This window comes from Streptomyces sp. NPDC037421 (assembly GCF_055602105.1).
In genome coordinates this window covers 46390-67027 of sequence record NZ_JBVJWV010000033.1, presented here as the reverse complement: position 1 = coordinate 67027, position 20638 = coordinate 46390, and the positions used below count along the sequence as shown (strand labels likewise).

General features: G+C 74.2%; 15 protein-coding genes. All 15 read right to left on the bottom strand.

Going from position 1 to position 20638, the window contains the following annotated elements:
- Position 1: 1 nt before the first annotated feature.
- The 15 genes from ACZ7IF_RS32665 to ACZ7IF_RS32595 all read right to left on the bottom strand — a co-directional run bounded on the left by ACZ7IF_RS32665 (position 2) and on the right by ACZ7IF_RS32595 (position 20508).
- Positions 2 to 292 carry an acyl carrier protein gene (locus ACZ7IF_RS32665; protein WP_470978975.1) on the bottom strand — a complete coding sequence of 97 codons (291 nt, stop codon included), beginning with the start codon at positions 290 to 292 and terminating at the stop codon, positions 2 to 4.
- On the bottom strand, positions 285 to 1871 hold the full coding sequence (locus tag ACZ7IF_RS32660; protein WP_470978972.1) for an AMP-binding protein: 1587 nt from the start codon (positions 1869 to 1871) through the stop codon (positions 285 to 287). Before ACZ7IF_RS32660 ends, ACZ7IF_RS32665 begins: the two co-directional genes overlap by 8 nt.
- The gene (locus ACZ7IF_RS32655; protein ID WP_470978969.1) at positions 1868 to 5158 is read right to left on the bottom strand and encodes a non-ribosomal peptide synthetase; all 3291 of its coding nucleotides are present in this window, start codon (positions 5156 to 5158) and stop codon (positions 1868 to 1870) included. Before ACZ7IF_RS32655 ends, ACZ7IF_RS32660 begins: the two co-directional genes overlap by 4 nt.
- Complete coding sequence (locus tag ACZ7IF_RS32650) at positions 5155 to 7431, bottom strand: class I tRNA ligase family protein (protein WP_470978966.1); 2277 nt, start codon at positions 7429 to 7431, stop codon at positions 5155 to 5157. Before ACZ7IF_RS32650 ends, ACZ7IF_RS32655 begins: the two co-directional genes overlap by 4 nt.
- Positions 7428 to 8726, bottom strand: coding sequence for an NAD(P)/FAD-dependent oxidoreductase (locus ACZ7IF_RS32645; RefSeq protein WP_470978963.1), 1299 nt, complete (start codon positions 8724 to 8726; stop codon positions 7428 to 7430). The genes ACZ7IF_RS32650 and ACZ7IF_RS32645 overlap by 4 nt, the downstream gene beginning before the upstream one ends.
- Positions 8726 to 10054 carry a lysine N(6)-hydroxylase/L-ornithine N(5)-oxygenase family protein gene (locus tag ACZ7IF_RS32640; protein ID WP_470978960.1) on the bottom strand — a complete coding sequence of 443 codons (1329 nt, stop codon included), beginning with the start codon at positions 10052 to 10054 and terminating at the stop codon, positions 8726 to 8728. The genes ACZ7IF_RS32645 and ACZ7IF_RS32640 overlap by 1 nt, the downstream gene beginning before the upstream one ends.
- A 103-nt stretch (positions 10055 to 10157) precedes the next feature.
- The gene (locus ACZ7IF_RS32635) at positions 10158 to 11351 is read right to left on the bottom strand and encodes a saccharopine dehydrogenase C-terminal domain-containing protein (RefSeq protein WP_470978957.1); all 1194 of its coding nucleotides are present in this window, start codon (positions 11349 to 11351) and stop codon (positions 10158 to 10160) included.
- Complete coding sequence (locus ACZ7IF_RS32630; RefSeq protein WP_470978954.1) at positions 11341 to 12408, bottom strand: saccharopine dehydrogenase; 1068 nt, start codon at positions 12406 to 12408, stop codon at positions 11341 to 11343. The genes ACZ7IF_RS32635 and ACZ7IF_RS32630 overlap by 11 nt, the downstream gene beginning before the upstream one ends.
- 99 nt (positions 12409 to 12507) lie before the next feature.
- A complete protein-coding gene (locus ACZ7IF_RS32625) occupies positions 12508 to 13743 on the bottom strand; it encodes a cytochrome P450 (RefSeq protein WP_470978951.1) in 1236 nt (411 codons plus the stop codon).
- A 125-nt stretch (positions 13744 to 13868) separates the two neighbouring features.
- Positions 13869 to 15062 carry an acyl-CoA dehydrogenase family protein gene (locus ACZ7IF_RS32620; RefSeq protein ID WP_470979043.1) on the bottom strand — a complete coding sequence of 398 codons (1194 nt, stop codon included), beginning with the start codon at positions 15060 to 15062 and terminating at the stop codon, positions 13869 to 13871.
- A 17-nt stretch (positions 15063 to 15079) separates the two neighbouring features.
- A complete protein-coding gene (locus ACZ7IF_RS32615; RefSeq protein WP_470978948.1) occupies positions 15080 to 17380 on the bottom strand; it encodes an iron-containing redox enzyme family protein in 2301 nt (766 codons plus the stop codon).
- Between the two features lies 1 nt (position 17381).
- Positions 17382 to 18407 carry a beta-ketoacyl-[acyl-carrier-protein] synthase family protein gene (locus ACZ7IF_RS32610; protein ID WP_470978945.1) on the bottom strand — a complete coding sequence of 342 codons (1026 nt, stop codon included), beginning with the start codon at positions 18405 to 18407 and terminating at the stop codon, positions 17382 to 17384.
- Positions 18404 to 19300: an isocitrate lyase/PEP mutase family protein gene (locus ACZ7IF_RS32605; RefSeq protein ID WP_470978942.1), complete on the bottom strand. Its 897-nt coding sequence runs from the start codon at positions 19298 to 19300 to the stop codon at positions 18404 to 18406. The genes ACZ7IF_RS32610 and ACZ7IF_RS32605 overlap by 4 nt, the downstream gene beginning before the upstream one ends.
- A gap of 50 nt (positions 19301 to 19350) precedes the next feature.
- Positions 19351 to 20148, bottom strand: coding sequence for a thioesterase II family protein (locus tag ACZ7IF_RS32600; protein WP_470978939.1), 798 nt, complete (start codon positions 20146 to 20148; stop codon positions 19351 to 19353).
- 75 nt (positions 20149 to 20223) lie between these two features.
- The gene (locus ACZ7IF_RS32595) at positions 20224 to 20508 is read right to left on the bottom strand and encodes a hypothetical protein (protein ID WP_470978936.1); all 285 of its coding nucleotides are present in this window, start codon (positions 20506 to 20508) and stop codon (positions 20224 to 20226) included.
- Positions 20509 to 20638 lie beyond the last annotated feature (130 nt).

Here is a 20638-nt window from a genome sequence, read left to right as displayed (position 1 = left end):
TTCAGACTCCGGTGGTGGTGGCGTGGTGGTGGCGGGCGAGGGCTTCGGTGACGTCGCGCAGGGTCTTCATGTCGGCGAGGTCGTGTTCGGTGAAGTGGGCGAGGTCGACGCCGGTCTCCTCGCAGACCTCGGTGAGGAAGAGGACCTTGTTGAGGGAGGTCAGTCCGTAGGCGGAGACCATGTCGGCGTCGGGGTCCATCGCCTCGGGTTCGACCTCGGGGACCAGGACGAGGGAGAGCTGGTCGCGGGCGGCGGCCTCGATCGCCGCGTGGGTGTCGGTCGTGTCAGGCATGGATTCCGGCCTCCTGGGTGTGCAGCGGTGAGTGGTAGGCGGCCCGGATGTCGGGGCGCTTCGGCTTGTACTGGGAGGTCAGCAGGCCGCCTTCGATGCTGAACGGCGGATCGGCGACGACGACGCGGCTGATCCGCTCGTCGGGGGTGGTGGCGGCGTTGACGGCTGCGAGGCGGGCGGCGATGGCCCGGCGGTCGGCGGGCAGGGCGGCCGGGGAGACGACGGCGACGAGGTCGGTCTGGGTGGGGCTGAACAGGACGCATTCGGCGATCGCCGGGTCGGCCCGCATGAGTTCCTCGATGGGGCGGACGATGACCTTCTTGCCGTTGTCGAGGACGATGACGTCGTCGGCACGGCCGTGCACGAAGAGGAAGCCGTCCTCGTCGAGGTGGCCGAGGTCGCCGGTGCGGACGGTCCCGTCGGGTGAGAAGACCTTCTCGGAGTCGCCGGGGCGGGCGTACGCGTAGTGGTTGTTGACGGGATGGGTGCTGCGGACGCTGATGACGCCGTCGTCGCCGATCAGCACCTCCTTGCCGCGTACGGCCCGTCCGACGCTGCCCTCGCGGTGGGCGCCGGGGTGGTTCTTGGTGACGATGCAGGTCTCGTTGAGTCCGTAGCCCTCGTAGAGCGGCAGGCCGGCGGTGTCGTTGAAGAAGCCCAGTACGGCGGGCGAGGCGGGTGCGGAGCCGGTCCACAGGTAGCGGATCCGGTCCCCGAACAGGGTCCGGGCGACCTCGGCGGGGGTGCGGCCGGGGGTGCGGCGCAGCCGGGCCCCGATCTGGCGGCGGGCGCTCTCGTAGAAGGCCGGTACGCCCATGACGACGGTGGGGCGGACGCGGCGCAGGGTGGCGAAGGCGGCTTCGTAGGTGGTGATGGTGACGTCGTGGCCGTGGAGGAGGGCGGAGTACACCCAGTAGCGCTGCTGGAGGAGGGAGAGGGGCAGGAAGACGAAGAGGTGGTCCTCCGGGGTGTGTTCGAAGATCTCCTGGACGGCCTGGAGGGAGCTGTCGATGCTCCCGGCGGTGGCGCCGAGGCCCTTGGGGATCCCGGTGCTGCCGGAGGTGAACTTGATGGTGGTGACGTCCTCGGAGCTCCAGGTGACGGGCGGCAGCGGGGTGCCGGGGCCGTCGCCGCCGGTCAGCTCCCACAGACCGGCCATGGGGATCGTGTCGGGGACGCCGTCGGCGTCCTGGTCGGTGCAGAGCAGGTGGAGGCCGTAGCGGTCGATGAGTTCGGTGGACGGGGTGAACTTGCCGGGTTCCAGGCCGGCGGTCTGCGCGCCGAGGCGCAGGGCGGCGAGGTCGAGCAGGACCCATTCGAGGCTGTTGGCGGCGAGGATGCCGATGCGGTCGCCCCGGCCGATGCCGTGGCGCTCGCGCAGGTGGCGGGCGAGGCGGCCGGAGCGTGCGTGGAGCTCGCGCAGGGGGACGGTGCGGGTGCCTTCCAGGCGGGCTACGTGGAGGTGGCCGCCGGCGGGCTGTTCGGAGACGATGCGCCGGATCGTGTCGGGCACGGTGGTGTGTCGGCTGCGGGCCGGCTGTGGCTGGTCGCGCGGTTCCCCGCGCCCCTGGGGGGTCATCGGTCACCTGCCGGCATGAGGGCGGCGGCCATGGCGCGGACGGTGTCCATCTCGGAGAACTGGTCGAGGGTGATGGTGACCCCGAAGCGCTTGCGGGCGGCGGTCAGGATGCGGGCGGCCGCGATGGAGTCGCCGCCGAGGGAGGCGAGGGTGTCGAGGGCGCCGATGTCGGGGCGGCGCAGGACGGTGGACCAGATGTCGCAGAGGATCTTCTCGGCCTGGGTGGCGGGGGCGTTGCCGCCGCTCTCCCGCGCGGCGCCGTCCTCGGCGCCGAGCACGGCCAGCCGCGTACGGTCCACCTTGCCGTTCCTGGTGAGCGGGAGCTCCTCGTGCCAGAGGACGGCCGCCGGGAGCATGTAGTCCGGCAGGTCGGCGCGCAGGGCCTGGCGGATCTCGGTCAGGGTCGGGCGGTGGCCGGCGGAGGGGACGAGGTGGGCGATGAGCCGGTTGCCCTGGGCGGCGACGACGGCGCGGGAGACCTCGGCGAGGGCGGCGAGGCGGGTCTCGACCTCGCCGGCTTCGATCCGGTAGCCGTTGATCTTGATCTGGAAGTCGGTGCGGCCGAGGATCTGGATGTTGCCGTCGGGCAGGTAGCGGCCGAGGTCGCCGGTGCGGTACATGCGTTCGCCGCGCTCGGGGTCCTCGTGGAACCGCTCGGCGGTGCGCTGTTCGTCGCCCCAGTAGCCGCGGGCCAGTCCGGTGCCGGCGGCGTTGATCTCGCCGGTGACCCAGTCGGGGGCGTCGAGGCCGTCGCGGTCCAGGACGTAGGCGCGGTTGTTGGCGTTGGGCCGGCCGTACGGGATGGACTCGGTGCCGTCCTCGTCCTCGCCGACGGGGTGCAGGATGTTCCAGATGGTGGTCTCGGTGGGGCCGCCGAGGGAGACGACCTCCAGGCCGGGCATCATCTCGCGCAGCTGCGCGGGCAGGGCGGGCGGGAGCCGGTCGCCGCTCATCATGACGAGCCGCAGGCCGGGCGGTACGTCGCCGTCGGCGCGGGCCTGTCCGTGGAGCAGGCCGACGATGGCGGGGACGGAGTTCCAGACGCTGACCTGGTAGAGCCAGCACAGCTCCAGCCAGTGGGCGGGGTCGACGGCCCGGTCGTGGTCGGGCATGACCAGGGCCGCGCCGGCCGACAGTGCGCCGAAGACGTCCCACACGGACAGGTCGAAGTTGAAGGCGCTGACGGCCATGAACCGGTCCTCGGGGGTGATCCCGAAGCGGTCCTGGCAGTCGGCGACGACGTTGGCGACGTTGCGGTGGGTGACCATGACGCCCTTGGGGGCGCCGGTGGTGCCGGAGGTGTAGAGGACGTACGCGAGGTCGTCGGGGCTGGATCCGGGGAGCCGGTCGGGGAGTTCGGCGCGGCCGGAGCAGGGCCGGGTGAGGTCGAAGGCGGCCATGGAGCCGGTGGAGGTCCAGCCGGTGTTGGTCAGGACGCAGCGCACCTGCCCGTCGGCGAGCATGTACTCCTGCCGGGCGGCGGGCAGGCCGGCGTCCACGGGCAGGTAGGCGGCTCCGGCGAGGACGGTGGCGAGGATGCCGACGATCTGTTCGGGTCCGCGCCGCATGACGAGGCCGACGAGTTCGCCGCGGCCGACGCCCTGTTCGCGCAGCCAGGTGGCGGCGGTGGCGGCGCGGTGCAGGAGTTCGCCGTAGCTGACGGTGCGGTCGGCGGTGAGGACGGCGGGGGCGGCGGGGGTGCGGGCGGCCTGGGCGACGATGGCGTCGCCGAGCATCTCCTCGGGCCGCGGGACGGCGGTGTCGTTGGCGGCGGCGCGGCGCTCGCGCTGGGCAGGCGGCAGCAGGTCGAAGGCGTGGCGCTGCCAGGCGTCCTCGTCGGCGAGGGTGCGCAGCAGCGTGTCGTAGCCGTGGGCGAGGTCGTCGAGGAGGCCTTCGCAGAACAGTTCGTCGATGCCGTCGAGCTGGACGACGAGTTCGCCGTGCTGCTCCATCGCGAAGGCGTTGAGCCACACCTGGGGGGTCTGGCTGACGGAGAAGACCTCCTTGCCGAAGAGTTCCAGCGCGGAGCCGTCGACCTCGCTGCTGACGTGTCCGATGGCGCTGTTGAAGGTGAACGGCATGCGGGCGCCGGCGATGCCGCCGCGCCGGCGGGCCAGTTCCTTGAGGACCTCGATGCCGGAGAAGTGCCGGTGGTCGATGTCGGTGTGCAGGCGCGTCTGGAGGGCCTGGGCGCGGGCGGCGAAGGGCAGCGAGCGGTCGATCTCGGCCTCGACGAGGAGGGTGTCGGAGAACTGGCCGATGGCCTCGAAGACCCGCGGGTGGACGGGCGGCCGGTTGGCGACGGTGGTGGTGAGGGTGAAGCGCTCGCCGGCGCCCCAGGTGGCGAGGGTCTCGGCGTACGCGGCGAGGAGCAGCGCGGAGGGGGTCAGGCCCTGGCCGGCGGCGCGTTCCTTCAGGGCGGTCCAGGCGGCGCGGTCGAGGCGGACCTCGCGCTGGGTGAAGCGGGTGCCGGACAGGGCGGCGGGGCTGGTGCGCAGCGGCAGGTCGGGGTGGGGGGCGAGGTCGTCGGCGCGTGCCGTCCAGTACTCGCGGGAGCGGCGGGCGGGGGCCCGGTCGCGGGCGGCCTCCAGGGCGGCGAGGTAGTCCTCGTAGGGGAGTTCCTCGTGTACCTCGGCGGTGGGGTTCTGGTAGGCGTGCCACCAGGCGCGGAAGAACAGGAACATGCTGATCCCGTCCATGACGAGCCCGTCGTGGCCGACGTGGAGGACCGTCTTGTCGTCGTCGAGGATGGTGGCGTCGACGGTGAGCAGCGGGGCCTGGTCGGCGGGCAGCACCTGGTGGGAGCGCATCTCGCGCAGTTCGGTGCGGATCAGTTCCTGCTGGCGGGGGCTGTGGGCGCGCAGGTCGAGGACGCCGATGCGCGGGGAGGCGGCGTCGCCGTGCTCGGTGGCCTGGCGTTCGTCGGAGAGGAAGCGGGAGCGCAGGGCGCTGTGGGCGGCGACGACGGTGTCGAGGGAGCTCTGCAGCCGGTCGAGGTCCCAGTCGCCCTCGATCTCGTGGAAGACGTGGCTGGAGACGTCGCCGATCTCGAAGACTCCGCTGCGGCCCAGGTAGTAGCTGCGCTGGAGGGGGGTGAGGGGGAAGCCGGGGCCGTGTTCGGCCTCGCGGGCGAGGTGGGCGACGAGGGCGGGCTTGGCGGCCTTGACGCGGGAGATGAACTCGGCGTCCATCCGTTCGCGGTTGCCCTGGAGGCGCAGGTCGCCGTCGGCGAGGGCGACGGACAGTCCGCGCTCGGCTATCTCGCGCAGGATCTGGCGGGTGTTCATCGGGCCTCCCCCGAGGTCAGGGCGGCGACGGCGGCGGGCTCGGCGCGTTCGGCGATGACGGCGGCGAGTTCGGCGAGGGTGCCGCCGTGCAGGAGTTCGTCCATGGAGAGGTCGACGTCGAGTGCGTCGAGGATCTGGTACTGGACGGTGACGGCCTGGAGGGAGCCGGCCGCGAGCTGGGTGAGGGTGCGGTGGGCGATCTGCTCGTCCTCGCCGAGGCGCAGGGCGGTGCGGGCGATCCGGGTGAGCCAGGGCGTGAGGACGGGGTCGGCGTCGGGTGTGCCGCCGGCGTCGGGTGCGGGCCGGAAGAAGACGGCGTCGGCGAGGGCGATCGCGGTGCCGGGTGCGAGGAGTTCGACGGTACGCGGCCACGTGCCCGGGGCGTCCTGCCCGAGGGCGGCGGCGAGGCGGGCGGCGAAGCCGGGCATGACGGGGGCGGCGGCGTGCGCGAGGAGGCGGGCGGCGGCGAGTTCGAGGGCGACGGCGGTGCGGTTCTCGTCCTCCCAGCCGGGGGTGTCGGTGAGGAGGCTCTCGGCGCGGGCGAAGCGGACGGCGTCGCGGACGATCCCGTCGAGTTCGGCGGCGGCCTGGTTGAGGGAGAAGGCGTCCTTGCCGAGGGCTGCGGTGACGGCGCCGAGGCGGGTGCCGAGCCGGGCCAGGAAGGCGGTGTGCTCGGGGGTCCAGTTCCCGGCGTCGGGGGCGCGTCCGCCGTGGTGCTTGGCGGTGCGGGCGCCGAGGTCGGTGAGCCACTGCTGCCAGGTGCCGATGAGGGTGTCGGTGAGGGCGGCCTCGTAGGCGGCGCGCCGGAAGTCGGTGCGCAGGCCTTCGGGGCGGGTGGCGGCGAGGAACCAGCGGACGGCGTCGACGGTGTCGGGGGTGAGGATGTCCTTGCCCCAGATGGCGTGCCGGCGGCTGGTGGAGAACTTCTCGCCGTCCAGCAGGTAGAACTCGTTGACGTGGTAGTCGATGTCGGGGGTCCAGCCGGGGAAGGCGAGCCGGTAGAGGACGGGGTAGAGGACCGAGTGGTAGAAGCTGTTGTCGTAGCCGAAGAAGTGGACGATCTTCCAGTCGGGGGCGGGGGCGGCGGCCTGCCAGGGGCGGCCGAGGCGGCTGCCGAGTGACTGGATGCCGTGCAGGAACCCGTAGCTCATCTCGGGCCAGACCCAGATGACCTGGCCGTCGGTGTCGCTCTCGCGCGGTTCGACGCCCCAGCCGGAGGGGTGGGTGATCGGGATGTCGAGGCTCGGGCGGGCGAAGAGCCGGTCGGCCAGCTCGCGCAGCCGGGCCGGCACGCGGCCCCGCCCGTGGTGGTCGCGGACCTCGCCGGAGAAGGTGTGCAGGGGCAGGGTCCAGCGGGCGGAGGTGCCGCGCACCGGTGCCGCCCGGTCGGCGGAGCGGGGCTCGGCGAGGTCGGCGACGGTGTTGGGCTCGCCGCACTCCTCGCAGATGTTGCCGGAGGTGTCGTTGCCGCAGCCGGGGCAGCCGCCCTTGACGTCGGCCTCGTAGAGGTAGTCGCCGGTGCCGGCGTCGAAGAGGGCGTCGTGCTCGGCGACGGACACCCCGCCGGAGGCGGCGACCTTGGTGAAGAAGTCCTTCAGGCCCTCGCGGTAGCCGGGGTCCTGGTCGGTGACGGTGTACTGGTCGACGGGTATGTCCATCAGCCGCAGGGTTTCGGCGATCTCGGCGCTGTAGTGGGCGGCGGTCTCGGCGGGGGTGCGGCCGTCGGCGCGGGCGGCGCCGACCACGTAGCTCTGGTAGTCGTCGCTGCCGGTGAGGTGGTAGGCCTCGGCGCCGTTCATGCGCTGGAAGCGGGTGAAGGCGTCGGCGCCGAGGTAGGGGCCGCAGAGGTGGCCGAGGTGGAGGTCGCCGTTGGGGGTGGGCGGGGTGGAGAAGACGAAGACGGGGCGGCCTGCGAAGCCCTCGCGGGCGGGGGCGGCGGCGGAGGCCATGGCCCGTTCGGCGTCGCGCCAGTACTGGGTGAAGAAGACGAGGTCGCCGCCGTCGCCCGCGGTGTTCTCCAAGACGTGCGACTCGAAGGGTTCGAAGAGGACGACGGTGCCGGGGGCGGCGGGGTGGCGTTCGCCGTCGACGACGAACTCGCCGCGGCCGGAGACGATGACGAACAGCTCGGTCTCGTCGTGGTGGTGGCCGTCGGTGGCGCCGCCGGGGGCCACGCGGCCCCAGCCGGCGCCGGTGCCCAGGCCCTCCACGCCGCTCATGTCGATGCCGAACGCCTGCTCCAGGACGTCGGCGTCATAACTCGCGATGATCATGTCGTGGCCTTTCGCGGGGACGGGAGGGAGGGGATCAGGTCGGCGGCCCGGGCGGCGAGGGCCGGGGCCAGCCGGTAGCCGGAGCCGCCGGCGGCGCCCGCGAAGAGGAGCCGGCCGTAGGGGTCGAGGCGGGTGGCCAGCGGAGTGCCCTCGGGCCCGTACGCGTCGCAGAACACCCGCCCGGACCGGCAGTGCGCGGCCAGGGCCGGGGCGTAGCGGGTGAGCAGGGCGCGGGCTTCGCGCAGGTGGCCGGCGGTGACGGCCGGGCCGACGGTGGCGGGGTCGACGTCCCACTCCTGGCAGGTGTAGCTGAAGAGCCAGTGGCCGCGGTGGTGGAAGGGCAGCAGGAAGGCGTCCTCGGTGTGCAGGACGAGGGCCCGGTCGCCGGGGGCCGGGGGCACTTCCACGTGCAGGGCGACGATCTTCTTGACGCGGGCTCCGAGCGGGGCGACCAGCTCCCGCCAGGCGGGTTCGGCGAGCCAGGGCCCGGGGGCGATGACCACGTGCCCGGCGGTCAGGGTGGCGCCGCCGGTCAGGGTGAGGCGGGCGCCGCCGGGGCCGGCGGCGACGGTCTCGACGGCGACGCCCTCGCGGAAGGAGACCGCGGGGCGCAGCTCGGCTGCGAGGAGCTGGGTGAGGCCGTGGACGTCCGCGTACTGGCAGCCGTCGCCCTCCCAGGCCCCGAAGTCCCGCGGCAGCGCGGCTGCGGCGGGCGGGAGTTCGGTGGTCCAGCGGAGCTTGGCCTCGGGGAGGTAGACCTCGCGGAGCCGGTCCTCGGCGGCCTCCGGTGCGAGGACGGTCATGCCGAGGGGGTGGATGGGCAGGTCGGGGCGGGCGGTGTGGAGGTCGGCGTAGAAGCGCTCGCTCTCGGCGGCCATGGTGCGGACGGTGTCGTTGGCGCCGCGCGGGAAGTGCAGTCCGGCGGAGCGGCGGGTGGCGCCGGAGCCGATCATGTCGCGGTCGAGGACGGTGACGGTGGCGGCGGGGTCGCGGGTGAGGATCTCGCGGGCGATGAGGACGCCGAGGATGCCGGCGCCGACGACGGCGACGTCGGTACGGGCCCCGGCGGGGCCGCCGCTGCGGGCGGCGGCGGTCCGGTAGACGGCGGGGTCGGTGGGGTCGCCGGCGGTTGCGGCCGCGACGGGCACCGGGACGGCGGCGGCGGTTGCGGCCGCGGCGGGTATGGAACCCGCGGCGGCCACCGGGGTGGTGGCGGTCCCGGCCGCGGCTGTCATGGGGTTGGCGGCCTGGTCCGTGGCGAGGGTGCGGCAGGCGCGGGTGCTGTCCGTGTTCATCAGGCGGTCCACCGTTCTTCCTGGGGGGCCTTCGAGGACCATTCGATGAAGGAGGCGAGCTGCTCGTCGCCGCGCACTCCGCACAGCCGGTCGGCGATGCGCCGGCTGCGCCAGGCGTTGAGGCTGAGGTTGGGGTCGGCGAGGCCGCGCTGGCCGCGGACCCCGTTCTGTACGAAGACGCGGCGGTCGGCGGGCCCGTCCCAGCGGACGGCGTAGTCCTCGTCGACGCGCAGTTCCTCGCCCTCGTGCTCCAGGCGTGCGGTGAGGGGGGCGAGGAAGTCCATGGCGGCGGGCCGGTAGCCGGTGGCCCAGACGATGACGTCGGCCTCGAACTTCTCCACGGACTCGGGCTCGCCGGTGTGGCGGGCGCAGACCTCCCAGCCGCCGAAGGGGCCGGGGCTGACGTCGAAGACCTCGCGGCCCGGGTGCAGGGCGACCAGGTCCTCGTTGCCCTCGACGAACCGGTGGCAGTAGATGGTCTGGTAGATCTCGCGCAGGGTGGACTCGGAGATCCCGTCGCTGGTCAGGACGTTGCGGGAGTTCAGCGACTGGCGGCGCTCGCGGGGCAGTCCGTAGAAGTAGTCGGCATGGCTGGGCATGTAGTAGTCGTTGGTGAAGGGCGAGTCGTCGATGGGGAAGTAGTTCTGCCGCCGGGAGATCCACGAGACCCGGCGGGGCAGTTCCCAGCCGCCCCGGGAGATCAGGTCGAGGAAGGCCTCGGCACCGGACTGGCCGCCGCCGATGACGACGACCCGCTTGCCGCCGACGTCGCGCGCGGCGTGGACGTAGTCGGCGACGTGGAACTGGGTGGGGCCGAGCAGGTGTTCGCCCTGCGGCGGGACCCAGGGGCGGCTGCCGACGCCGGCCACCACGTTGTCGGCGGTGACGGTGCGCCGGTCGGTGCGGACCGTGAAGACGCCGAGTCCGTCGTCGAAGTCGACCTCGCGGACGGCCTCGCCGAAGACGACGTTCTCGTTGCGGCGGCTGGCCCAGGCCAGGTAGTTGCGGAACTCCAGCCGGGGCACGTCGTCGAACTGGGCGTTGAGGAAGTGGTAGACGCGTCCCTTGGCGTGCAGGTACGACAGGAACGAGAAGGGGTTGGCGGGGTCGGCGAGGCTGACCAGGTCCTTGAACTGGGAGACCTGGAGGGTGCTGCCGGGGATCTGCTGGCCGTCGTGCCAGCCGAAGGACTCCTTGCGGTCGAGGAAGAGATTGGGTACGTCCGGCCTGCCGTGCAGCAGGGACGCCAGGCTGAGGTTGGCCGGGCCCACGCCGACTCCCACGCAGCGGAAGTGCATGGTGCCCGGCCGGAAGCTCTCGTGCCCCATTGTCGGAACCTCTCGTTCGATTCGGTGTGTGAGGTGAGGGAGGGAGGGGTGGGTGGGGTGGGAGCGCTGGGCCGTGTCGGCCGTGCGCGCGCGGGTACGGCGGTCAGGCCGGTATTCGTGCGGCGGTGGAGGTGGTTTCCGCGCGGGTCCCGGCCAGCCCGTGGGCGCCGAGGAAGGCCAGCCAGCGGCCGGCCTCGCGGGGGGCTTCGGCGGCGCGGCTCAGCCCGGCGGGGAGGGCGCCGGCCAGGATCCGGGTGACGCCGTAGGCGACGGGGAGGGAGACGCAGCGGGCCATCGCGGATTCGGCGCCGTCGCCGGTGAGGTCGAGCAGCCGCGAGCCGCGCCAGCTCTCCCCCGACCTGGTGCGCAGTTCCAGGGAGACGGAGAGCACGACGCGGTCGCGGTCGGCGGGGGTGGTGGGGTGGCGGGCGGCGAGTTCGGCGGCGAGCTCCCGGACGGCCCCGGCGTCCCCGGCGGCGACGGTGTCGAAGACCTGCTGCCAGGCGGTGCGCCAGCCGGAGTTGCGCACGGTGCCGCGTACGAAGGTGTCGAGGTGCCAGTAGTACGGGATGCCGTACTGGGCGACGAAGGGGAGGCTGTCCCGGTTGGGGTAGACCTCGAACTCCTCGCCGCCCAGGGTCAGGGCGCGGGTGGCCTCCCACGGCCGGGCGGCGGTGGCCTCGGCGCCGTCGGCCACGTACCGGGCGGGGGTGCCGAGGGCGGCGAGGACCCCGTAGGGGGCCCAGCTGAAGCGGTAGCGGAAGGCGTTGGGGACGGCCGGGACGCCTCCGCAGTAGGAGGTGAACACGGCGGTCGCCGGGGAGGGTCCGACGGCCTCGCGGGCGCGGGCTACCAGGTCGTGGGCCATCAGGTGGTCGATGCCGGGGTCGAGTCCGGCTTCGGTGAGGACGACGGTACGGGCCTGCGCGGCGGCCCGCCGCGCCTGCTCGGCCAGCTCCGGGGTGGTGTAGCTGGTGCAGGCGAAGTGGGCGCCGCGGTCGGCCGCCAGGCGCAGCAGCGCGGGGTGTTCGGCGGCCGGGAGCATGGAGACGAGGACGTCGCCCGCGCCCGTCTCCGCCGCCAGGGCGGCGGGGGTGAGGGCGCGGACCTCGGCGCGGCCCGCCAGGCCGAGGGCGGCCAGGCGGGCGGCGGCGCGTTCGGCGGTGCGGTCCCACAGGACCACGCGGCGGGCGCGTTCGCAGACGAGGGAGAGGCCCGAGCGGCCGGTGGACAGGCCGGTGCCTATCCAGTGGACGGTGCCGGAGGCCGGCGCGGCGGGCTGCCGGTCAGTGGTCAAGGGGTGCCTCCTGGGCTTCTACGGCCGCCTCGAAGGTGTGCAGGGCGCGGGCCCAGACGCCGTCCCACTCGGCCAGCCGCAGCAGGTGCGGGGTGAGTTCGGCGGAGAAGGCGGTGGCGGCTTCCACGGGGAGGAGGGAGGGGAGGTTGTCGATGGCGATGAGGTCGAGGGGGCGTTCGCCCTCGCGGAGGGTGCGGACGGGCTCGGTCCAGGTGGTGGTCTCGTCGTAGACCGGCAGGACGTTGCAGTCGGAGGTGACGTCGCAGGTGACGTCGCTGACCAGGGAGAGCAGGCGCTCGGGGTCGTCGAGGTCGGCCTTGGTCAGGAACGGCGGCACGGGGGTGGTGGTCAGCACGGTGTTGACCAGCAGGTCGTGGCGGAGGAGGGCGGGGCGGTCGATGTTCCGGGTCTCGGCGAGGTCCCAGCGGGTGGGCTCCAGTCCCGCCCGGACGAGGGCGTCGCAGGCGCCGCGGCCGCAGCGGCCGAGGGCGCCGATGACGAGGGCGGTGGTGCCGGTTGCGGGGGCTCCTGCGGCGAGGAGGGCGTCCAGCGTGGGGCGGTCGGTGGGGCGCAGGGGGGCGGTGAGGGCGCCGCGGTGGTGCAGGACGGCGAGGGCGGCGCCGACGTAGCCGGCCCAGTAGCCGAACGCGGCGACGCGGCGGCCGGCTTCGTCGGTGAGGTACTCCATGTCGAGCAGGGCGCCGCCGCCCGCGGTGAAGCGGGCGAGCAGCTCTCGGGCGCCGGCCTGGCCCTTGTAGGCGTGGCCGAAGTAGATGTGCCGGTGGCGCAGGGCGGGGGCGTCGGGGCCGGCCGGGAGTTCCTTGAGGCCGAGGACGTACGCGTCGTCGGGGGCCTGCTCGTGCCAGGAGGCGGCGGGGGCGGTGGCGCAGCCGGCGGCGGTGTAGGCGGTGAGGGGAAAGGCGCGGCGGTCCGACTCCTCGACGGTGACGCGGATGCCGGCCTCGACGAGGCGGGCGGCGTCCTCGGGGGTGAGGGGGGCCCGGCGCTCGGTGGGGCGGGCCTCGTGACGCATCCAGAGGTGAAGGCTGTCCGACATGATGCGGTTTGTCCTGTCTGAAGGCATAGGGGTGACCGACCCCCGGCCTGATCGCGGTTGCGGGGGCTGCGTCGGCTTCCGTCGGGGACGGCCCGCGCGCTAGAGGAGCGGGATCCGTGCGTTCGCCAGCGGGCGGTAGGCGGGGGTCGCGGTGGTGCCCAAGCCTGCCGCGCGCAGTTCGGTGACGACGGCGCCGGCGAGGGCCGTGGCGAGCTCCGCACCCGGGCAGCGGTGGGCTGCCGCGCCGAAGGTGAAGACGGCCGGATTCACCCGGCCGGGGGTCAGCGCGTGCGGGTCCGGGTTGACGGCGGGGTCGCGGTTGGCGGCTGCGAGGAGGACGAGGACCTGCTGCCCGGGTTCCACGGTGGAACCGGCGTACGCGAAGGGTTCGGCGGCGAAGCGGCGGGTGTTCTGGATCGGCGCGTCGTGGCGGACCACCTCGCGCACCAGGGCGCCGGTGTCGGTGCCGTCGGCGCCCCGGGCGAGGGCGACGAGGGTGTTGCCGATCAGCCCGGCGGTGGCGTCGTAGGTCTGGGAGAGGAAGCCGATGGCGTTGGACAGCAAGGGCCCCGGATGCGGCCACCCGTCCCGCTCGGCGGCCGCGACCAGTTCCCGCAACAGCCCCTGCGCCCGGCCCTTCCGGGCGGAGTGCGGGGCCCCGGCGGCCGGGCAGTCGGCCCCGGGCGGCGCCGACTGCCCGGCTCCGGCTCCGGCTCCGGCTCCGGCTCCGGTGGGCGCGGCCTGCGCCGAGGCCAGCGCCGGGCCGAGGAGCCCGCGCAGCCGCTCCGCCGCCACCACGGCCGCCTTCTGCTGCTCGGGCGTCGCGGTGGCGGGAATGCACTGGACGAAGTCACCGATCGCGCGGGCCGCCTCCCGGTCCGCCCCGTCGGTGAGGCCGCTGAGGGCGGCCACCACCCGCGCCGGGACCCCGAACATCAGCTCCTCGTACGGCACTTCACCACCCGCCGCCAGCGCCTCGCGGGTGAGGCGGGCCGCCAGCGAGGCCGCGTACGCGGTGTCCGCGCGGGCCAGCGCCCCGGCCACGACCCCCTTCAGCCGGGCCGCCGGGGCGCCGTCCGTCATCCGTACGAGCTCGCCGAACACCTCCCCGGCCGCCGTCCCCGCGATCCCGGCCGGGACCGGCTCCGCGACGGGCCGCACCCGCAGCGCGCCGCTGCCCAGCACCGCGCGCACCGCGGCCGCGTCGGCGGCGACCCAGGCCCCGAGCGCCTCGTCCCAGGCGAAGGGGCGCTCGGCCACCAGGCGCGCGTAGTAGGGGTACGGGTCGGCGAGCCGGACGGCCTCGACGGGACTGCTGACGGTGGTGGTGCTCACTTGAAGACTCCCCTTTTCGCGCCTGAACCGGCGCCGCTCTCGCGGACGTGGTCGCCCGCCGTTCTGGTTGCTCGGTCGATGGTCGCGGTGATCGCCGTTTCCCGGTGGCAACCGCTCGTACCGGCTCAGGCGGCCGCAGCGCGCGCGGCCCGGCGCATGTCCAGGGACCCCGCGATGGCCATCCTCAGCACCTCGGAGGTCCCCTCGTAGATCCGCAGCGAGCGGATCTGCCGGTACAGGCGTTCGGTGACCGAACCCTCCACGATGCCCGCCGCGCCCAGGAGTTGCACGGCGTTGTCGACGACGCCCTGCGCGGCCTCGGTCGCGTGGACCTTGGCGATGTTGGAGTGCCGGGCGAACCGGCGGCTGCCCCGGTCGGTCTCCCAGGCCGCGCGCGCCACCAGCAGCGCGGCCGCGTTCAGCTGGACCTCCATGTCGGCGAGGGAGGCCTTGACCAGCTGGAGGTCGAAGAGCGTGGCCCCGTACGCCTCCCGCGCCAGCACGTGCGCGAGCGCGGTGTCGAAGGCCCGCCGGGCGAAGCCGAGGGCCGCGGCCCCCACCGTGGTGCGGAACCGCTCCAGCAGGTCGACCGCGACCACGAACCCCTTCCCGGGCCGCCCGAGCACCGCGTCGGCCGGCAGCCGGCAGTCCTCGAAGGACAGGTGGGCGAAGGAGCGCGGGGCGATCGCGTCGATCCGCTCGGCCCGCAGCCCGGGGGTGCCGGCCGGCACCAGGAAGGCCGAGAGGCCCAGCGGCCCCGGGCCCTGTCCGGTGCGGGCGATGACCACGAACACGTCGGCGATGGTCCCGTTGGCGATCCACGCCTTGCGGCCGTTCAGCACGTACGAGCCGTCCCCGTCCGCGTCGCGCACCGCCTCCAGCCCGACCGAGGCCACGTCCGACCCGGCCTCCTTCTCGGACACCGCGAAGGCCCCGATCAGCGTCCCGGCGGCCATCCCCGGCAGGTAGCGGCGGCGCTGCGCCTCGCTGCCGAAGCGCAGCAGCGGGGTCGCGGCCAGCGCCTGGATGGAGAAGGCGAAGTCGGCCAGGTCCTCGGCGTACGCGAGGGCCTCGCGGCGCAGGCACACCGCGCGGAAGTCGTCCACCGGGGCGCCGCTCGGGTCGAGTTCGCTCAGCCAGCCCGCCGCGCCGAGGACGCGTACGAGGCGCCGTCCGGCGGCGTCGGGGTCGAGGGCGCGGATCTCCTCCCACAGCACCCGGTTGCTGTCGCACCAGGCGCCGGCCTCGGCGGCGAGGCGGCGGTGGGAGTCCTCGTAGAAGGGCAGCGCGAGGACCTCGGGGTCGAAGCTCGTCGTCATTTCCATCGCCTCGCTCCTCAGATGACCAGGTCGGCGGGGGTGGCGGCCCCGGAGGCCGCCCCGGAGGCCGCCTCGGCGCGGACCTTCCTCACCAGGGCGTGCTCGATGAAGAAGGCAAAGGAGGCGTAGCCGCGCCAGATCCGGCGCCATTCGCGCTGGACGGCCTCCTCGCCGGACAGGTGCCGGACGTCGTCGAGGTAGGCGACGACGATGTCGGCGGACTGGCGGGCGTGGCCCGCCGAGAAGTTGTCGATGGACAGGTGGGCCTCTTCGTAGGAGACGTCGAGACCGTGCCGGCGCAGTTTCTGGATCTCGTGCAGCCGCACCGCGCCGAGGCCGAACATCTCGATGCCCAGGTTGTAGCCGAGGATCTCGTTGTAGAGGCTGTCGGGGAACAGCGACAGGCACAGCTGGTGGATGGAGAAGCCGTACAGGTGGTCGGGCAGGTCGCCCTGGTGCAGGAAGGCCTCCTGCCGGATGTGCGGCAGGTCCATGTCCATGCTGGCGAGGACCTTGTGGATGATCGTGATGTGGTTCTTGTCCATGTCGCCGCGGCCCATCTCGTCCGCGTAGATGGAGAAGAGCATGTCGTCGCTGCGCCGTCCGCGCCGGCCGAGGTTGCCGACGCGGTGCGCCCAGGCGCCGTCGATGAGGCTGCCGAGCGCGTACGTGGACTGCTCGAAGACGACCTCGTCGCGGGAGGGGATCTCGGTGAGCGGCTCGTACGGGTCCACGAGCTTGTCCCAGTAGATCCGCTCGACCCGCTCCAGCAGGGCCTCGGGCGTGTACGTGAACCAGGACGCGTCGGTGAGCAGCCCGGCGGCGCCGTGCTCGAAGAGCAGCTCGGCCTCGGCGAGCCCGGCTTCGGCGCGGGCGCGGGCGGCCGGCAGGACGCCGGGGTGGCGCTCGAAGTTGACGAGGCGGTGGAAGAACCGCCGGTGGTCGCGGGTGTCGGCGAGGCCGCCGGGCCCGTCGGGCTCGCGCAGCAGGAGCCCGGCGGGTTCGGCGTCGGCGAGGCGTTCGCTCCAGGCGCGGGCGGCGGCCTGTCCGGCGGTGGTGGGGACGAGGTCCGCACCGGCGGGCTCGCCGTCGGCGACGGACCGCGCCCAGGCGGCGAGGACGGCCGCTTCCCGCTCGTCGAAGATGCCGAACATGGGGCCGCCGAACTTGATGGACTTCAGGAAGCGGCAGGGGCCGCCGTCGCGTGCGGGCCGCAGCTGCCGGGCGGTGCGGAACTCGCGGACGAAGGCGGCGGCGTCGAGCTGCCCGCCGTCCAGCCAGTCCGTGAGCTTGCGGGTGCCCAGGCGCACCGCGCGGTGCTGGCGGCCGGCGTGCGGGGCGTGCCGCTCGACGATCCGCGCGACCCGGGCGTCGAGGGACAGCCCTTCGTGCCAGGCGGCGAGTTCGGCGAGGGCTGCGGCGTGCTCGCGCTCCAGGCGTACCAGGAGGCGTACGGCGGCCAGTGCGCGGCGGCGGTCCTCGGGCCCGGTCGGTGACCGCCGGGTGTAGGAGAGGTACGCGGCGAGCAGGGGGCGTACGTCGCTCTCGGCGAGCACCGGCTCGCCGCCGAGCAGGAGTTCGTCGGTGCCGAGGGCGTGGGCGGCGTAGTGGACGCCGACGACCTCGGGGAGGTGGGACGCGGGCAGCCGGGACAGGGCGAGGCGGAAGGCGCCGTGCAGGGCGGTCAGGGGCAGGGCGCCGGCCTCGTCGAGGAAGGCGGCGGCCTCCACGCCGGGGAGGAAGACGCCCTGCGCGACCAGCGCCCGTCGGCGGCGCGCGGGCAGCCCGGCCTCGGCGGTGCCCTCGCCCTGGAGCCGCCAGTGCTGGCCGAAGAGGCGGCCGACGATCTCGGCGGGCTGGGTGGCGGCCTGGGAGAGGGTGTCGAGCCAGCAGCCGCCGGTCAGCGCGAGGGGGGCGCGCTGGCGCAGGACGGCGCCGCGCACCTCCGGGTCGGGGTGGGTGCGCAGCGGGGCGAGGACGGCGGCGAGTCCGTCGCGGGCGGCGAGCACCTCGGCGGCGACGGCGTCGGCGTCCTCTTCGTCGGCGGCGTCGGCGTCGGGGGCGGTCAGGAAGGCGGCGAGGACCCGGCGGGCGGCGAGCAGGACGGCCTCGCTCTCCTGGTCGGAGATCAGCCGGCGGAACAGGCCGGCGGGCGGCTCGGCGGTGATCCGGGCGGCTTCGTCGGCGCCGGCCGCCGAGGCCTCGACGGGGCCGGCCGGGAGCGAGGTGGTCAGGTCGGGAAGGGCGAAGGCGGGGGCGTAGAAGCTCCGCGCCATGTCGAGAGAGGTCTCCTCGTCGGGGGTGATGGGCGCGGTCATGTCAGTGGTCCCCCAGCTGTGCGGTGGCCGGTGCGGTGTCCGGTGCGGTGTCCGGCGTGGTGTGGTGCGGGAGCTTGCGCAGCAGGACGCCGATCCGCACGCCCGGGACGCTGGACGCGAGGAGGTAGTGCCCGTGGGGCTTGAGGGCTCCGGCGGCGTCGCGGTCGACGAGGTTGATGAGCGGGTCGGCGGCGAAGCAGTGGCCGACGCGCGGGATGTTGTCGAGGAAGAGCTGCTCGCGGGTGAAGCCGGCCTGGCGTTCCTTGAGGACGACCAGGGGCTTGTAGAGGTTGGCGTGGAGCACGCCGTGGATGTCGCCGATCTTCATGCCGGCCTCGTCGAGGATCCGCTCGTTGACCTCGCGGGCCAGGTCGGAGCTGATCTCGTTGGACCAGTCGAGTCCGGCGGGGTCCTGGGCGCCGGCCCCGGCGACGATCTCGTACGCGTCTGGGCCGAGGGGGTCGGCGCTGACCAGGCAGGAGGCGGCGCCGTCGGTGAAGAGGGCGAAGTTCTCCATGCGGACGGCCTCGTCGGTGACCCGGTCGGCGGTGATGACCATGACCCGGCGGTGCATGCCGGAGGCCACGTACGCCTGGCCGGTGCGGATGCCCGCGAGGAGGTTGGCGCAGCGGCCGAGGGTGAGGCCGGTGAAGGCGGCGGCGCCCAGGCCGGTGGCGGCCATGACGTTCTCGACGAACGTGCCGTGGGTGCGCGGGCCGCCGGGGAAGCGGGTGGAGCACAGGATGAGGCAGTCCACCTCCCCCGGGGAGACCCCCGCGCCGTCGAGGGTGGCGGCGGCGGTCTCGGCGGCGAGGGTCTCCAGGGTCTTGGCCGTGCGGTGGACCGTGCCCCAGCCCCACAGGTCGGCGCGGGGCGGCATCCCGAAGCCGCGGGCGCGCTCCAGCAGGCCCTCGACGGTGGTGTGGTCGCCCGCGGTCTCGCCGAGTACGTAGCGGGGCGCGGACAGGTGGACGGCGGGGGCCTCGGCCGGTGCGGAGGCGGCGGGTGACGCGTACGGAAGGCTCACGGTGCCGGATCGCTCTCTGGGTCGGCGGACGGGGCGGGGGCGGCGGCCAGCAGGGCGTTGGCCTCGTCGTACGGGAGGGCCTCCGCGACGAAGCCGAAGGTGCCCGTTCCGGTGATCTCGCGGGCGGCGCGGGTGAGGGCGCCGAGGGCGGCGCGGGAGAGCGCGGAGCCGGTGCTGATCCGGCGTACGCCGAGGGCGCCGAGGTCGGCCACGGACAGCTTCAGGGCGGCGGTCATCAGGACGTTGACGGGCCGTTCGACGGCGGAGCAGACGGCGCGGACCGCGTCGGCGTCCGGGAGTGCCGGGGCGTAGAGCACGTCGGCGCCGGCGGCCTCGTACGCCTGGAGGCGGCGGATGGTGTCGTCGAGGTCGGGCCGGCCCTGGAAGAAGTTCTCGGCGCGGGCGGTGACGGTGAAGGGGAAGTCCAGTGCCTTTGCCGCCTCCACGGCGGCGGCGACGCGCTCGACGGCCTCTTCGAGGGGCCGTACGGGGTCCTCGTCGCGGCCGGTGGAGTCCTCTACGGAGCCGCCGACCAGGCCGGCGGCAGCGGCGAGGCGGATGGTCTCGGCGACGTCCTCGGGGCGCTCGCCGAAGCCGCTCTCCAGGTCGGCGGTGACGGGCAGGCCGGTGGCGTCGACGATCGCGGTGGCGTTGGCGAGGATCTCGGCGCGGCTGACCTGGTTGGCCCCGTCGGGGCGGCCGAGGCTGTGGGCGAGGCCGGCGCCGGTGGTGGCGAGGGCGGCGAAGCCGAAGGAGGCCAGGATCCGCGCGGTCCCCGCGTCCCAGGGGTTCGGGACGACGAAGGGGCCGGGACCGGCGTGCAGGTCGCGGAAGGCGACGGCGCGCCGGAGCCGGGCGGCGTGGTCGGTGCTCGGGGTGGTGGTGGGGTGCATGGGATTCCTCGCAGGGGTGCTGTCGTACGCGGGCGGCCCCAGGTCGCGGCCTAGATCAGCTCAACGTACCCAGCGCTGTTGCGGGTTGCTGCGGCCGCGCGGGCCAGCGGGCGCAGGACGGAGGTGACGGCGTCGGGCCGGTCCTCGAAGTAGAAGTGGCCGCCGTCCGTCCAGTGCCGGTCGGGCGGTGCGGCGCACTCGCGGGACCAGGCGTCGAGCGCGGGGGCGCTGACGTGCGGGTCCTCGGTGCCGTTGAGCAGGGTGACGGGGACGGCGAGGGGGGCGCCGGGCCGGTAGCGGTAGCCGGCGACCATGCGGAAGTCGGCCTTCAGGTGCGGCAGGAGGAGCTCCTGCACGGCCTCGTCCTCCAGCACCTCGGGGGGCAGCCCGCCGAAGAAGCCGACGGCCTCGGTGAAGGCGCGGCCCTCCAGCCGGGCCGTCTCGACCACGCGGGGGGTGGGCAGCAGCGAGGGCGCGCTGCAGCCGGAGACGACGAGTCCGGCGAAGCCGCGTACGCCGTCGAGGCGGCGGGCCACTTCGAAGGCGAGGGCGGCGCCGAAGCTGTGGCCGAAGAGGAGGAGGGGCCGGTCGTCGGTGGTGGCGGCGAGGGTGATGGCGGCGGCGGAGCCGTCGGCGAGCTCGGCGAGGGAGGCGGGGGCCGGTTCGCGGAAGCGGTGGCCGCGGCCGGGCGGGCAGACGGCGAGGACCTGCGCGTCGTCCTGCATCGAGGGCTGCCAGCCGAGGAAGGTCCGGGGGTTGCCGCCGGCGTGCGGGAAGCAGAAGACCCGGGCGGCGGGGTCGGGAACCGCGACGGTCTCGGAGGTCAGGAACCAGGGGGAGGCAACCACGAGGATCAGCCATTCCTTTGCCGGTCGGTCAGTGGCGGGAGGTGAGGCAGTGCAGTACGGGGCTCTGGGGGTGGATCAGTTCCAGCCAACGTCGTTGGTGGAGGAGGGCGTCGGCGCGGGGGTGGTGCCCGGCTGCGGGTTGTTCCAGCCGACGTCATCGGCGTCACCGGCCACGACGTGCGGGTTCGCGTTGTTCCAGCCGACGTCGCCGAGGCGCAGGTGGCTGCCGGAGTCGGCGGAGAAGGCACCCTGGGTGGCGATGCCGGCGACCGTCGTACCCAGGCCGAGGGCGATGCCCGCGGTCGCGAGTACGACACGGCCGCGGATTCCCGAAACGCGGCCGGCCGGACGAGTCACCATGTGGTTCTTCCCCATTTTTCCCAGTCCCCTCAAGTCGTTTCGTCTTTGGCCATTCCAGGAACGCCAAACCGAGGCGGTTTCCGGCGGTGCTGATCTCCGGTGCGCCTTCTCGGTGTTCGTTCCTGCGGTG

Bases quoted from the DNA above. Each gene is read 5' to 3' on its own strand.
- ACZ7IF_RS32665 (WP_470978975.1), bottom strand. From the start codon at position 292: ATGCCTGACACGACCGACACCCACGCGGCGATCGAGGCCGCCGCCCGC.
- ACZ7IF_RS32660 (WP_470978972.1), bottom strand. From the start codon at position 1,871: ATGACCCCCCAGGGGCGCGGGGAACCGCGCGACCAGCCACAGCCGGCC.
- ACZ7IF_RS32655 (WP_470978969.1), bottom strand. From the start codon at position 5,158: ATGAACACCCGCCAGATCCTGCGCGAGATAGCCGAGCGCGGACTGTCC.
- ACZ7IF_RS32650 (WP_470978966.1), bottom strand. From the start codon at position 7,431: ATGATCATCGCGAGTTATGACGCCGACGTCCTGGAGCAGGCGTTCGGC.
- ACZ7IF_RS32645 (WP_470978963.1), bottom strand. From the start codon at position 8,726: ATGAACACGGACAGCACCCGCGCCTGCCGCACCCTCGCCACGGACCAG.
- ACZ7IF_RS32640 (WP_470978960.1), bottom strand. From the start codon at position 10,054: ATGGGGCACGAGAGCTTCCGGCCGGGCACCATGCACTTCCGCTGCGTG.
- ACZ7IF_RS32630 (WP_470978954.1), bottom strand. From the start codon at position 12,408: ATGTCGGACAGCCTTCACCTCTGGATGCGTCACGAGGCCCGCCCCACC.
- ACZ7IF_RS32620 (WP_470979043.1), bottom strand. From the start codon at position 15,062: ATGACGACGAGCTTCGACCCCGAGGTCCTCGCGCTGCCCTTCTACGAG.
- ACZ7IF_RS32615 (WP_470978948.1), bottom strand. From the start codon at position 17,380: ATGACCGCGCCCATCACCCCCGACGAGGAGACCTCTCTCGACATGGCG.
- ACZ7IF_RS32605 (WP_470978942.1), bottom strand. From the start codon at position 19,300: ATGCACCCCACCACCACCCCGAGCACCGACCACGCCGCCCGGCTCCGG.
- ACZ7IF_RS32595 (WP_470978936.1), bottom strand. From the start codon at position 20,508: ATGGTGACTCGTCCGGCCGGCCGCGTTTCGGGAATCCGCGGCCGTGTC.